This window comes from Microcoleus sp. MON1_C5, from assembly GCF_036701875.1.
GTDB lineage: Bacteria > Cyanobacteriota > Cyanobacteriia > Cyanobacteriales > Microcoleaceae > Microcoleus.
Genome location: NZ_JAUBRN010000036.1, coordinates 58332 through 73529 on the forward strand (window position 1 = coordinate 58332; position 15198 = coordinate 73529).

Below are 15198 nucleotides of genomic sequence, written 5' to 3' on the forward strand. Positions count from 1 at the left end.
TGTTGACTGTTGATATTAGTTACCGATACCCGATGCCCAATGCCCAATGCCCAATGCCCAATGATTAATTAAGCGTTTCGGCCCATAAGCAGATAAGTCATCATATCGCCTTTCCCCTTCACTGGAATCACGCCGCGCTCCTCAAAAACGTACTTATCCCGCAGGCGCTCGTAGGTAGCAACTGTCACCTGAATGCTGCCGGCGACGCCTTGAGATTCCATCCGGGAAGCTGTATTTACCGTATCTCCCCACAAATCGTAAGTAAATTTTTTAGTACCGATTACCCCAGCTTCTACCGGGCCTGTGTGGATGCCGATGCGGATGCTGAGCGGCTGACCTCCCTTGGTATGTATCTTAGTCATTGCTGCTTGAATTTCCAGCGCCATTTCGGCGATCGACTCGGCGTGGTCGTCGCTGGGCGTCGGCAAACCGCCAACAACCATATAAGCATCGCCGATCGTCTTAATTTTCTCAAGTCCGTAGCGCTCGGCCAACTCGTCAAAAGCCGAAAAAATCTCGTTGAGCAACTCCACCAATTGGGCCGGCGATAAATGAGACGAAAGCTTAGTAAAACCGACCAAATCGGCAAACATCACTGTTACCTCAGCGAAACTGTCTGCGATCGTAATTTCCCCGTGTTTCAGGCGCTGTGCGATCGCCTTCGGTAAAATATTTAACAGCAAACGCTCGGACTTTTCCTTTTCCTGGGCCAACTCATGTAAATACGCCTGTTCCTTATCCCGCAGCCGCTTCTTTTCCAGACAAGCGCTAATCCGAGCCTTGAGCAATACCGGATTGAACGGTTTAGAAAGATAATCCTCCGCCCCCAACTCTATACACCGGACGATACTATCGATATCGTCCACCGCCGAAATCATAATCACCGGGATGTAGCGCAAATTCTCGTCCGCCTTCAGACTTTCGAGCACCTGATAGCCGTTCATTTGCGGCATCATAATGTCTAAGAGAACCAAATCAAAAGGATCGCTTCGCAACATTTCCAGAGCTTGGAGACCATCTTCAGCAACAGTCACCACATGGCCTTGACGCTGAAGTCGGCGGGCCAGCAAATCGCGGTTTACCTCATTGTCGTCAACAACCAGCACGCTGCCCTCATCACCTTTCATGTCATGGCCTCTTTGAGAAGCGTTTCAATTTTACCCAAAAGTCTGGGAAACTCGACCGGTTTAGTGTCGTAGTCATTGCAGCCGGCCGCAAGACACTTTTCACGATCGCCCGCCATTGCGTGAGCCGTCAGCGCAATCACCGGAATCCTGCTAGTTTCAGGAGCCGCCTTAATTTGCTGCGTTGCTTGCCAGCCGTCGAGAACCGGCAGGCTCATATCCATCAGAATCAAATCGGGTACTTTCGCGAGCGCCATCGACACTCCCTCAGCACCGTCAACAGCAATAAAGACCTCGTGTCCCTTGCGGGCCAGACGCCTGGAAAGCATATCCCTGTTCATTTCGTTATCTTCGACCAACAGGATTTTAGCCATTGGTGTTCTCCTTGCCTTTCGAGTCGTACCTGCGATCGAACCTGTCATTGACTATAGAGCGAACATCGCGCAACAAAGTATCGCAACTGTAGACTCCCTTTTGTAGCACCCGCTCGACGTAGCCGTTTAGTTGCTGGCTTTCGGCCGGTGTCAGGTCTTTCCCCGTGATTACCACAATCGGTATAGGATCTCCCGAATGGGATTTGCGAAGTTCCCCGATCAACTCAAAACCATCCATTTCTGGCAGTGTCAAATCCAGTAATATCAGGTGCGGGCGAGCAACTTTTAGCCGATCGAGAGCAGCGCGTCCGCTGTCAGCTTCCGTTACTGCCCAGCCTTGTGTTTCTAGTACGCATCGCAGTATTTCGCGCGTGGCAACGTCGTCTTCCACAATTAGAATCTGACAGGTCAAATTGTTACTTGCAACGCCGTCTTGGTCGCGTCGGTACTTGTTCAACAAGGCAGCCAGCCGTTTGCCGTCCACTGGTTTGGTGAGGTAGTCCGAGGCACCCAATGCAAAGCCGAGGCTTTTGTTGCCCACAAAGGATAGCAGGATTACGGGAATTTCGGCAAGGTCTGGATCGGCCTTCAGTGCTGAGAGTACCGCCCAGCCGTCCATTCCGGGCATTATCACGTCCAGGGTAATGGCGTCTGGCCGTAGTTGCTTAGCGAGCCGGAGAGCTTGCTCGCCACTGCCGGCGACTTCTATGTGCAGTCCTTGGCGACTGAGGGCGCGCTGGATTAAATCCCGCGAGATCGGGTCGTCGTCCACTACCAGCACCGTGCCGACAGCGGGGGCGTCCGGAGGGCTAGTGCTGTCGTGGACTTTGTTGGGGATTTCCGGCTGTTTGATGGCTTTGGGCAAGAGCACGGTGAAAGTGGTGCCTGCGCCCAAGGTGCTGCTGACCTCAATGCTGCCACCCATCATCTGACAGAAGCGCTGGCTGATTGCTAGTCCCAAACCGGTGCCACCGTACTCGCGGGTAGTCGAGGCATCAGCTTGGGTGAAAGGTTGGAAAACTCGCTCCAATTGCTCTTGTGTCATGCCGATGCCGGTGTCGGCGACGCGGAAACTTAAAAATTCGGAGTTGGAAATTAAAATTTGGGAAGATTCCTCTTGATTTTTCCTTTTTAATTGTTCATTTTTAATTCTTTCCACTCCGATCGCAATTCTCCCGTTTTGTGTGAACTTGGCAGCGTTGCTGAGCAAATTAAGCAGCACTTGCCGCACTTTGGTCATGTCCGCGTGCATGGTATCGAGGTTGTCTGGACAGTACACTTCTAGGGTATTACCGTTTTTATCTACCAGCGGCCTCGCCGTGGCAACAGCACTTTCAATTAAGGTATGGATCTCGAAGGTTTCTAAGTAGAGATCCATTCGGCCTGCTTCAATTTTAGAAATATCTAGGATGTCGTCAATCAGAGACAGCAGGTGTTTGCCGGCGCTGCAGATTTTTTCGAGGTCGGGAACCGATTCGCAACTGCCCAATTCTTCGGCTTCTTCTTGAAGCATTTCGCTGTAGCCGATGATGGCGTTGAGGGGTGTGCGAAGTTCGTGGCTCATGTTGGCGAGAAATGTGCTTTTTGCCCGGTTGGCTGATTCTGCTGCTTCTAGGGCCAACTGCATGGCGGATTCTGCCTGTTTGCGATCGGTGATGTCTTGGACTGTGCCTTCGTAGTACAAAACCCTGCCGTTTTCGTCGCAGATGCTGCGCGCGTTTTCGGAAATCCAGATCTTGCTACCGTCTCGGCGGTATATTTGGGACTCAAATTTTGACACTTGGCGGCGCGCGCGCAATTGGGCCATAAACTCGGCGCGCCGATGGGGGTCAACGTAAAATTGACGGTTGATATCGGTGAGTTCGGCGAGCATTTGGGTACAGGATTCGTAGCCGTAAATTCTGGCTAGTGCGCGATTGCCGCTGAGGTAGTGTCCTGAAGGCGTTGTCTGGAATATGCCTTCGACTGCGTTTTCAAAGATGCTGCGGTATTTTGTTTCGGATTGTCTCAAGGCTGCTTCTGCTCGCTTGCGCTCTAGGACATTGGCGAGCATTTCTCCTACCATTTTTAGCTGTGTGGATATTTCGGTTGCTCGACCTGCTGTTTGCTTTAAGCCATCGAATCCGAGAAATCCTACTAGGTTTTTACTACTAATTAGGGGAATAATTATCAGCGATTGAATATCTTGTAGCTGTTTTTTTAATTCTAAATTATTTAGAAAAGCGCCAATCCAAGGTATTGAGGCGGTTGCTGTTTCATTGACTGTTTGGGATGGGGAGTTTGTCTGGAATTCGCCTGGATTTTGACCGATAAAATAGCCAATTTCGGCTTTGGCTGGAGGCGGGAGTTCGCCGATTTCTGGAATATAGAGGCATTCCGCGCGATCGAGTTTTTCTGCGATCCAAGGGATTTGTGCGATGTCTATTTGGTTGTAGGTGCTGTCTTTGACTGCCGGAATGCTTTCGCCGCACCACTCATAGCTTTTGTCGGCGCGGGTTTTGTCTTCTGATAACAGGTAGATGTAACTGCGGTCAAACCCGCTCAAGGTGGCGATGGCTTCCAGGGTTTGATCGATGCCTTTGTCTATTTCTGATAAGGGCTGGGTGATGAAATGGGTTGACAAACGGGCAATCAACTGAGCGAATTCTATTCGATACTGCAAAGATTCTTCTACTTTTTTGAGTTCGGTAACGTCTCGAAAGCTCCAGACTCTACCGACTGTTTTCGCTCCGACTTTTGAGGGCAACGAATTTAATTCAATAATTTTTCCGTCTTTAAATTCTAATAATTCGCTGATTTGAGTATCTGAATCTGCCGACACTTTGATCACGTTTTGGAGAAATCGTTGCGGGTATTTTAATTGTTCCCTGTCGAAGGGGAATCCTGTTTTGATTGTGTTTTTGAGTGTGGCGAAGGTCGATCGGCTCAACTTTCCTTGGCTGGCGGACAAACCCCACATCTCTAGAAATTTCTGATTATAATTACATATATTGCCGTTTCTGTCAACCGCCAGAATTCCTGCATCTGTAGATTTTAGAACTGCTTGCAGTATCGAGAGCGATTGCTTGTGTTCTCTAGTGTCAAAAAACACCAAGACTGATATTTCGCTGCCCTCAACTGCGGGATGGAAAAAATAGGAAACTGGTAACATCTTGCCGTCGCGACACAAAAACTCGTCGTCCCAATTGTTGCAAGGTTGACTGGAAGCGATCGCCTCTTCTAAATCTAGTGTAGGTGCGATCGGCCTATCTTCACTCTTGCTTGGCGACTGTTTCGGAGCCGTCAAAACTTGGGATTTGTTGCCTTTCTTTTGCTTCCCGATGCGCTCTAGCAAGGAAACGCCTGCAAGTTCCGACTCTCCCCACCCCAGCAACCGTTCGGTCTCTGGATTCACTGAAATTACACAGCCATTCGCGTCAAGGATACACAATCCCGCCCCCAAACTGTTGACACTCGCCCGCAGTCGATCGAATTCGGAAGCTGTTGGAGAGTCTTGAGGGGACTGGGGCGACTCAGTTACATCCTTGAGCGCCACCGTCTGCAAGTTAAAACAATCTTCCTGCTGAAGTTCTTGCTGACTCTGAACTCGGTCATAGGTACAACTTACCTGCTCTAATAAAAGTTGCCACTGCTCAGCAGTGGGAGGGGGAGACTCGCCGACTAAACCGAGCTGTTCGAGTTGGCGCTGGAGGTGGGGGTGCATATTTTCTGGCGCTTTGTAGGCAACTTTCTACAGTATATCTTTATTAATTAATAGTATATATACGTAGGTATACCGTTAGGGGACAAGTACGCGATCGAAGTCTATAACAGGTTTTATTGAGAAGCCGAGGGATCGTGTCTCCTCTCCAAAATCTTTCAAACTGCGCTCATTATATTAATTCTCAGAACTTTTAAGGGTTATCAGCTAACTAATCCTCTGAATGTCGGCAGCACGCTCAATAATAATATCATCTTCTCAAGTCAATACTCCGAAAACTTTTGGTCACGATACTACAAGTTTTACAGGACAAGGACAATAAAAAAGTAAAATTAAATGCAAGTCACGGGTGGAGAGGGCATTGATTTAATTATCCAAAGTCGCTCAAAGTCAAGGGATAATAAGCCATTGGATCGGAGAAAAACTGTCCGGAGTATTGAGCGAGTGAACTTATTCTCAAAAACTAGGTGGACCCCAAAAAACGATCGCTTACGCTTGTACTGGACTGGAAAAATTATTATTCCCATGCCAGCGGAAACGATTTAAGGGTTTTTCGTACTTACTCATAAATTAATTATGGTTATCTAACCCGGCCTAATCTTCTACCTTTATATTAGAAAAAACTCTGAAAAAGACTGAATTGATAGTGTGATAAATTATCTGCAAAATATCCCTAACTGCTAGCGAAATAATCAGCAACTGGCGGAGGCAAATAAAATTTGCAGGCATCGAAAATAACTGTCAAAAAAATATTATTCGTCAGAGTTTTCGGTTGAGATCGAAAGGTCGCTGAAAATAGCTGGCAGCCGAATGGTAAAAGTAGAACCTTTGCCCACCTCGCTGAATGCAGTAATGTCTCCGCCCATCATTTCGCAGAATTTCTTAGTAATCGTCAGCCCCAAACCGGTGCCGCCATACTTCTTAGTAGTTGAGGAATCGGCTTGGGTGAAAGGCTCAAAGATTCTGGCTAACTGTTCGGGACTCATGCCAATGCCGGTATCTTTGACCGTAAAAAAGATCCAATCTTGACCGGAAGATAACAGAGACAAGCTATTTTCAGCTTGGCCACCTCCTCTATACGCTCCAAGTCTTTTGGCTTTCTTTGCAGCGTCGGCGGGGGTTTCGACGCATCGGGTAACGGCGAAGGTAATCGCGCCGGAGCAAGTAAATTTCGCGGCATTGCTGAGGAGGTTGAGCAGAGACTGCCGGAGTTTAGTCAAGTCGGTCTGCATCGAGCCAATATCCTCGGGGCATTGTATTTCTAGGATATTGCTATTTTTGTCTGCCATCGGCCCGATCGTGGTTACTACTTGCTCAACCAGAGTTGAAATGGTGAAGGTTTCGAGGTGGAAATCGATGCGGCCTGCTTCAATTTTGGTCAAGTCGAGAATATCTTTAATCAGCGCTAGTAGGTGCTGGCCGGCCGTGTTAATTCTCTGGAGGTCGTCAATGAATTCTTCGGCACCGAGGTCTCGGGCATCTTCTTGCAGGAGCTCGCTGTAGCCGATGATGGCGTTGAGGGGGGTTCTGAGTTCGTGACTCATGTTGGCCAGAAAAATGCTTTTCGAGCGATTGGCAGCTTCGGCGGCTACTGCGGCCCGGCGGAATTCTTCGGAACGCAAGCGTTCGGTGATGTCGCTGGTCATGATTAAAACGCACTGAGTGCTGCCGAGGTCGATGAGTTCCATTGACAGCAGCCAGTCGCGCACTTCGCCGACTTTGGTGCGAATTTTGATTTCTTGATTGCTGATCGAATTTTGTGATTGCAAAATCTGGGCGAGCCGCCCCCCGTCTTCTGAATTGACAAACATTCCTAAGTCGCTGGGAGTGCGGCCGATAAATTCGTGTCGCAGCCAGCCTAATGAGCGCAAAAAGCTTTCGTTGGCATCGAGGAAGCATCGGTCTGTGAGGGTGCAGATGCTGATGCCGACTGGGGAGGCGTGGAAAGCCTTGGAAAATCTTTCTTCTGAAGAACGCAGGGCGGCTTCGGCTTGCTTTCTGTCTGTGATGTCTTGGACGGTGCTGCTGATGTAGAGGGAGTTGACGGCGGCTTGTTCGTAGACTGTGCGGTTGCTACCGTCGGGGAGTATGAGCCTGTAGTCGATGCTGTAAGGCTGTTGCTGAAATAAAGCGGCTTCGATCGAGGTTTTGACTAATTCTCTGTCTTCAGGGTGTACGTATTCCAAGAAGGCTTCGAGGCTGGGTTCAAAAGTTCCCGGCCGCTCTCCCAGGATGCGATAAATTTCCTCTGACCACCGCAATTGCTGGGTGTTGCGGTCTAAGTCCCAGTTGCCTAGTTGGGCGATGCGCTGGGCGTTGGCAAGGCTGGCTTCGCTGGCGCGCAGGGAAGCTTCTGCTTGGTGGCGTTCGGCGACGGTGGCGGCTAAGACTAAGCCGGTGACGGCGATGACGGCGATGAAGGCTTGCAGGGATAACAGTGCTTGGGGCATACTGCTGGCGTGTTTGAGGAAGGGGCCGCTGCGTCGGGCTATGCCCCAGATGGCGAAGCCGCAGAGGATGAAGTTGGAGAGGGCCGTGTAGCGCTGGCCGAATCGAAAGGCAGCCCAAACTACTAGGGGAAATGGTAAGTATTCGAGGGGATAGCGGGCGTAGGCGGCGCGGGTGCGGGAGCAGAAGACGAGCCAGCCGACTGCTAGTAGCAGCAGCAGCCAAATCGCTCGTTCAGCTATCTTTTTACGATGGTTGGGGACTCTGGGCAATTGTTGCCACGTCAGCAGCAGCGGGGCGACGAGCAAAATTCCCATAGCGTCTCCCACCCACCAAGTCCCCCAAATCGTGCCCAAATCGCTCCAGCTAGATAAACCGGTCAGGCATACGACGATGCTGCCGATGGTGGAGTTGATCAGGGTAGATCCCAAGGCTGCTAGTCCGACTATTCCTAAAACGTCTTTGAGCCGATCGAGCCCGGCGCTAAAGTTAATGCGCTGGAGTAGATAAGTTCCCGTCCACGCTTGCAGGGTTCTGGCGGCTGCCGAGATCAATGCCGTGCCTATGTTGGCCGACGGTACGCTCATGCTGAACAGGAAGCCTCCGAGCGCGATTCCCGGCCACAGTTGCCGCCCAAACAGCAGCAGGGCGACTTGGGCAATTCCTGCTGCTGGCCACATCGGGTAAATTTCTGAACTGAGGGTGAGGGTGGAAATTGCGAATTGCGACGCCCAATAGTAGACCAGGGCGATCGCGCCTACTGCGAGGAAGTACCGCCAGGAATGTCCTTTGATTGCGTTAAGGAACTTTGTCTGCATTGTCGTTTGGGGAAAAGGTGGACGGTTGTTGGGATCTCAGTAGGTGGCACGGGACAGGCACAGGGTAGAGAAAATGTTTCTATTAAGCGATGGTAGGTCATGGGTGGTAGGTAGTGGGAGAAGCTTTTGAGCTAACTTTTTGTGGTGCCGTTGAGGGAGCGGTTTTTTTTGTTCGATCAAATCTGCCCATGAATTTCGGGAGTATTGCTTTTTTGTAAATATATCTCTAATGGCTAAGCAATTGGTTTATAAATTTTTGGTTTTTGTTAAAAATTTATTACCGAGCGACAGCGGGTGTCTTTTTGTGTCGGGCGATCCCAACGCAATTCACTCTAACATTTTGCAGCGTGCTCAATAATACCTAAAATACCTAAAGTACCAATAACAGCCACGTAAAATCTCTGCTTTTAGGTAAGTCGGGGACCAGAAACACGGTTCCTGAGTATAAGTGGAGGCGGGAGTGGTTTTCACTAGATTTTTCATCAATCAATCGAGGCTTCAAGTCTTTCGGTCGAATACAGTGAAAGCTGATAATTAACAGCCAAAAAAATATTTTTTATTGTCTATTTCTCTTTGGCTGTTGCAATATCTAAGGTTAGTGTCAAACGCTCTTGAGATTCTTTAAGGGCGTCTTGGGGGTTGCGGCCCAGAAGGGTTGCCTCTATGGCGCGACCGAGGTTTTCTGACAGGCGGGAGTAACCTGATATAATGGGTCGCGCTCTGGCTGAGTTCATTTGTTCTAAAAATACTCGCAAAACAGGGTTTTTTTCCACAAAGCTTTGATAAGCTTGGCTCTGTCTCGATTTTAAGTTAATGGGCAAGTAACCTGTTCCCAATGCCCATGCTGTTTGGAATTCTTCACCTATAACGTATTCTAAGAATACTAGGGCTGCTCGCTCTCGTTCTGGCGAGGTTTTCATTAAAAATAGGTTTTCACCCCCTACGACGGCTGCGGGGCGTTTGAGGAGCGGTAAAGGCATTGCTGCGTAGTCGATCGCGCTTTGCTGCAACTGTGCTAGCGTCCACGGCCCGGTGATTTGCATGGCGACTTTCCCGGCGATGAAGTTGTCGAGTTCGTAACCGCGTTCGGGTGCTGACAATATTGCTGAACCTTCTTTTAACAAGTCGCTCCACAATTCTAAGGCGGCCTGAGAACCGGGATTATCTATTTGGGGTACAGGACTTTGAGGTATTTCGCCTTTGAGTTCGCCGCCTGCGCTGAACATGAATGGCAGCCAAGTAAATACTGTCCATTCTCCTTTGCCTAGGGGGAGCACTATGCCGTGTTGGTCTGTGCGGCCGTCTCCGTTGGTGTCTCGCGTGAGCGATCGGGCTGTTTGCTTTAATTGCGCCCAATTCTGCGGCACTTTTTTGATTCCTGCTGCTGCAAATAAGCTGGGACGGTAAAAGATGGCGACGTTGTTTGTGCCTAGGGGAACTGACCAAGTGTGTCCGCCGAGTTCCATTGACTCGAAGAGTGCCGGGTAGATTTCCGCTTTCCGGGGCGATTTGTCGAGCCAGTTTTCTAAGGGTTCAATTGCGTTTAGTTCTGCTAGTTTTCCTGAAATTGTGGCAGCATTCCAAAGCAAATCCGGCGGTGCATTTCCAACTATTGCTGTTAGTATTTTTGGGAGTTGTTGGTCGGGCTGGCCGATATAAACTGGTTTGATATGGATGTTGGGATGAGTTTTGTTGAATTTGTCTGTTAGGGTTTGAAATACGTCGCGATTTGGCGGCGGATTGATGCCGTGCCACAGTGTGAGTTCGATCGGTTCGCCGTTTTTTGATGCTGGGGTTGTGCTGTTTTGACAGCCGCTTAATATGAGCAGATTTAAGGTAATTAAAATGCCGACGGCTATTTTGAGCGCTCTTTTAATTGCTTTGGATAATTGGGAGAAAATCATTTGTTAGTTGGATTAATGGAAGAATATTTTTTTTACTGCAGATGCACGCGGATGGACGCGGATAGTTAGATGTTGGTAAAACGAGGTAAATCTAGAAAATCTGCTGGTAGCTGATTTCTCTCTCCATCCGAGGTGTTTTGAAACAAAACGGTGAAACCTCCTGCTCCTAGTCTATCTTGCGGCCACATCCGATAGCAAGGAATTTCTGTCAGGTGCGATCGATATTTTTCTAAATGAGGAACAGTGACTGGCCCAAATTCGGGGAATTTGTTTAACAGCCATTCGCTGACTTGTTCATTTTATGCGGTTGAATAAGTGCAGGTCATGTATGCAAGATAACCTTGCGGCGCTACAATTTTAGCAGAATTGGCTAAAATTATTTTTTGGCGGTTGGCATTGCTGTTGATGGTGAGATTATGAAAGCAGCCGGGTGCTTTGTCTCCTTTTGCTAAGAGTGATTGACCAGTACAAGGAGCGTCTACTATTACTAAATTAGCCGTTGGTGGCATCTTTTCGGCAAGTATTTTTGAATCGACGTTGGCGGCGGCGGATGGGTTAATTTGGCAGCGTCTTAAATTAGAGATCAGCATTCCCATGCGTTTGCCTATGACTTCGTTGCACAACAGCAATTCTGGGTTTAATGTTTTCCAGGAAAATATACTTTTTCCTCCGGGGGCGGCGCACAGATATAAGATTAGTTTTATTGGCTGGCGTATTGTTAACAATGTGGAGGCGGCGAAGATTGAGGAAAAGTCGAGACAGTAGTAATGTCCTGCTTGATGTAAGGAATGTTTTCCCGGCTGTGATTCTAAGGCTAGTCTATCTACAAATTCTGGTTGCCAAGCAACTGGAATTTCGATCTCAAATGGGTTTTGTGTTGGTTTTGGTTGCACCCACAAGATAGCAGGATTAAAAGCTTGGGGATTGGTGACGGCATGAATAAACTTTTCTTGTGCGGCGGTGTCGGCAAATAAGCTGCGGCTGAGTTTAAGCAGGAGATTCGACGGCTTTTCCATGTTCGAGGAGATATGATCGCAATTTTGACAACTTTACCACCTATAGATTGTAGGCGATCGTCCTTCGGAACACCCCTCTCTCACTTTAATCAAGCAGTCCTAGGGTGCGTCGCCATTAAAAATCCCAAAGAGGGGTGGGGGCGGGTTTTGATCGTTTGTCGATGGGTAGCAAATATGTGGATGAACCCGCCCCTCCATGAATGGTAAAATTATTGGTATAATCTTCAATAAAATCCGTAGGGACGGGTTCACCGCTCAATTTTGCCACCCACCAATCATCTGAATAAACCCGCCCCCACCCCAGCAATAACCCCAAATAACGCTTAGATTCCATCAATATCTTGTTGCTCAAACCTTAACCCTACAAAATAGGAGCATTTTTTTATGACGAAAGCATTGCCAGGAAAAAAAAGTGTTTTGGTTCAGATTAGAGATGATGCTAATGCGAAACTTTTTTCGACAACATATCAAGCAGATATCCAAGCTGAAACCGCCCTCTCTATTGCTAACATCAATGCAGACACTGCGATTTCTATTGCCAAGATTAATTCAGAAAACGCTAACAAACAAATAAAGCTACAAGAAAATATTTCTATTCTCCAAGCCTTGCAACATCAAGCCACCCTTGATGTCACAAGGGAACAAGGCGAATTAAACCGAGGTTTACAGCAATACCTCGCAGAAATGAATATTGCTTTTCAAGCTAATGAAGGTATGCTTAACCGCGAGTTACAAGATAAATTAGCGCAATTAAATCGGGATTTTCAAGCCAATGAAGGCCAACTCAACCGCGAACACAGCGCCCAACTAGAAGTATTGCGCGCCGAATTGCAAAAATTCTGCATCGCCGAACAGCGTCAACTCCAACTAGAATTAAAACAGTTAGATTCTCTCTTAGCACGAGAGATTGCTCAGGCAAATCGCGAAACAGCAATTGCCACCATTGTCAAACAAAAAAACTTAGAAAATTCCCCAATTTTAGTCACCGCCGAAAACCTTATTGCCAACATCAACCCCGAAGATACACCCATTTTACGAGTTTTCTTATCACCGCCAGTCTTGACTCACGATGCTGCTAAACCAAATCAAAACTTTCCGGTATCTGAGGAATTTTTAAGCAATTATCTGCGAAACTTCCTAGACAAGTATATCACCGAGGGCCGGCCAGTGCAATTTATGGGCGGTTATTGGCGGAGTAATGTTTTTCGGGAAGAAGCGGCGGCAGAAAACTTATTTGCAGGTTTGCGGGTAATTCCCACACTCATTTTAGACTCATCCGCCACGCCCGATGACTTTTATTTGCGCTTTGGCTTTTGGCATATTAATTTCAAAAAATATCGTTACCAAACCCCAATTCATCAATTACCTTGGGTTGAGGTATTGTATGATTGTGCCAAACAACGGGCTGTGAATTGGCAAGGAAAACGACAAGCGTATATTGACTCTGGTAAGCCTGTGGCTGATTTTGATAGCCGTTATGGTGAGGAAACAGTTCAAGGCTATCAGCAAAATTTACGAATTTCGGAAATTGAACGCGGTGTCCTAGAGGAAGGAGAAGATTTAAACGAAATTCATCGCCCTTATCATTTGCACAAAAATGATTACAATGATTTGGCAGAATTTATCGGAATACTCCATGCTTTAATCGCGGGGTTAATTGTTGATGAATATTGTCTGAGGTTTCTGCCTCCAGATGAGCGAAAAACACCTTTATTGCCGCAGTTACTCCCGGAAATGTTGGCAAAAATGCCCGCAGAGGAACAGCAGACTGTCATAGAAATTGCCGTGGGTTATTATCAGGCATTATATGACAACTTGGCTGAAGAAGAGTCGGCATTAATTCCTGATTTGCGTTTGGATTTAGCTGTATCTCTGTTGAGTTTGGCTGACAAGCAGTGGGCCACAGCACAGTTATATTTGTCTGTCCAAGATTGGTTAAAGCTGCATGGTTTGCCGATTCCAGAACAAAGTCAGTTATTAAATGCTTTGGCGGCGGCTTTAACCATTGATGATTTGCCCTATGTAACCAAGCTAAATCAATGTTTGCAAGGTTTGGGGGCGGATTTACAACTAAGCGCGATCGAGTCTTGTTGGCAACGGGGTTTACAACGGGCAAACAATGGGGAATATTCCTCGGGAATTACAGATTTTTATCAAGTTTTACAGTTAGATAGTTCTCGCTTAGACGCGAATATTCAGCGCGGTTTGGCTTATTATCAAGTTTGCGATTATGAGGGCGCTATCGCAGATTTTGACCTGGTACTGCGATTAAATCCTAATGATGCTCATACTTACCATCATCGCGGGCTAGTTTATCATAAATTAGGACAGTTAGAACAGGCAATTGAAGATTTTAATCGCGCTTTGCAAATTGCTCCGAGTTTACCGGGTGTACTGCATATTCGCGATGTGGCTTTGGGTACATTAGAGGAGAGAAAACGGGAAGCAGAAGCGGAACGTCAGCGCCAGGAGGAAGAAAAAAGGGCACGTCAACGCCGGGAAGCAGAAGCAATAGTACCTCAACGTCAAGCAGCTGCAGCGGAACCTTTGCACCGGGAGGAAGAAGCTAGCAAAGGTAAACCATTTACTTTTAAAATCATTAAGGTGGACAAGTATGGGAAACAAAGTAGTAAGAAGTCAGGGAAAGCTTATCAAAAAGAGGAAGATTTAGGCAAGGGGGTGAAACTGGAAATGGTGCATATCCCCGCGGGTAGTTTTATGATGGGTTCACCATCGGGAGAAGGTAATGATAATGAACGCCCGCAACATCAGGTCACTTTTGCCCAACCATTTTATATCGGAAAATATCCCATTACCCAAGAACAATGGCAAGCGGTGATGGGATATAACCCTTCTGATTTTAAAGGTGCGAAGCGGCCTGTAGAACAAGTAGCGTGGAATGATGCTGTAAGTTTTTGTCAGAGGCTATCGAAGAAAACCGGCAAAAACTATCGTTTGCCGAGTGAGGCGGAATGGGAATATGCTTGTCGGGCAGGTACGACTACAGCTTTTCACTTTGGGGAGACAATTACCCCAGATTTAGTTAATTATGATGGCAATAATCCCTACGGTTCTGCACCCAAAGGACTTTATCGCCAAGAAACAACTCCTGTGGGGAGTTTTCCTCCGAATACCTTTGGACTTTACGATATGCACGGCAATGTTTGGGAATGGTGTGCTGATCCGGGGCATGGCAATTATAACGGCGCACCATCTGATGGTAGTTCCTGGGAAACTGGCGGAAATGATTACCGTGTGCAGCGTGGTGGTTCGTGGAACCACAATGCGGTCTATTGCCGTGCTGCCGACCGCCACAACTCTGCGGGCTACTCGTACAGCAGGAACAGGGGTTTTCGTGTAGTGGAGGCTTTGGCTCTCCCTTCTGCGGGCTACTTGAACGGGTACAGGGGTGTTCGTGTAGTGGAGGCTGTGGCTCTCCCTTCCTGGCTGTCTTGGCTGTGTGTACTCTTCTTTGCTTTTTTGCTCTTTTTCATTTTCCGGTAGTGCGTTAGCGCTTTAAAAAAATTTCAGGAGCGATCGCAAATCCGGTTAAATAGACATAATTTCGGTAGGGGCGGGTTCACCGAAATATGTGCCACCAATCGACAAATTATCAAACCCCGCCCCCACCCCGCCGAGATGTTAAATAATTGATGGAATTTAAGGGTTGTTTGGGGTTATTGGTTGGGTGGGGGCGGGTTTATAGATATTTGGGGTGTCAATTAGAGATTGTTGGTGAACCCGCCCCTTGTATCTTAAAAGAGTCAGTTAATTGATCGCAACGTCAGGCGATCGAGCTGTCAGTCAGGCGATC

General features: G+C 47.8%; 7 protein-coding genes. 1 reads left to right on the forward strand and 6 read right to left on the reverse strand.

The genetic code is table 11. The features are described from left to right. Positions 1 to 68: 68 nt before the first annotated feature. The 6 genes from QUA71_RS18200 to QUA71_RS18225 all read right to left on the reverse strand — a co-directional run bounded on the left by QUA71_RS18200 (position 69) and on the right by QUA71_RS18225 (position 11384). Positions 69 to 1127: an adenylate/guanylate cyclase domain-containing protein gene (locus tag QUA71_RS18200; protein WP_333220776.1), complete on the reverse strand. Its 1059-nt coding sequence runs from the start codon at positions 1125 to 1127 to the stop codon at positions 69 to 71. Beyond that, a complete protein-coding gene (locus QUA71_RS18205) occupies positions 1124 to 1498 on the reverse strand; it encodes a response regulator (RefSeq protein ID WP_006631823.1) in 375 nt (124 codons plus the stop codon). The genes QUA71_RS18200 and QUA71_RS18205 overlap by 4 nt, the downstream gene beginning before the upstream one ends. After that, a complete protein-coding gene (locus tag QUA71_RS18210; RefSeq protein ID WP_333287066.1) occupies positions 1491 to 5201 on the reverse strand; it encodes a response regulator in 3711 nt (1236 codons plus the stop codon). The genes QUA71_RS18205 and QUA71_RS18210 overlap by 8 nt, the downstream gene beginning before the upstream one ends. A 749-nt stretch (positions 5202 to 5950) precedes the next feature. After that, positions 5951 to 8464 (reverse strand): MASE1 domain-containing protein, encoded by a 2514-nt coding sequence (locus QUA71_RS18215; protein WP_333287068.1) that lies wholly within the window; start codon positions 8462 to 8464, stop codon positions 5951 to 5953. Between the two features lie 563 nt (positions 8465 to 9027). Next, positions 9028 to 10368, reverse strand: a complete 1341-nt coding sequence (locus QUA71_RS18220; protein ID WP_333287070.1) for an ABC transporter substrate-binding protein — start codon at positions 10366 to 10368, stop codon at positions 9028 to 9030. A gap of 299 nt (positions 10369 to 10667) precedes the next feature. Then, the gene (locus QUA71_RS18225) at positions 10668 to 11384 is read right to left on the reverse strand and encodes an RsmB/NOP family class I SAM-dependent RNA methyltransferase (RefSeq protein ID WP_333287072.1); all 717 of its coding nucleotides are present in this window, start codon (positions 11382 to 11384) and stop codon (positions 10668 to 10670) included. 384 nt (positions 11385 to 11768) lie between these two features. Between QUA71_RS18225 and QUA71_RS18230 the strand changes: the two genes are divergently transcribed. After that, a complete protein-coding gene (locus tag QUA71_RS18230; RefSeq protein WP_333287074.1) occupies positions 11769 to 14888 on the forward strand; it encodes an SUMF1/EgtB/PvdO family nonheme iron enzyme in 3120 nt (1039 codons plus the stop codon). Positions 14889 to 15198: the final 310 nt, after the last annotated feature.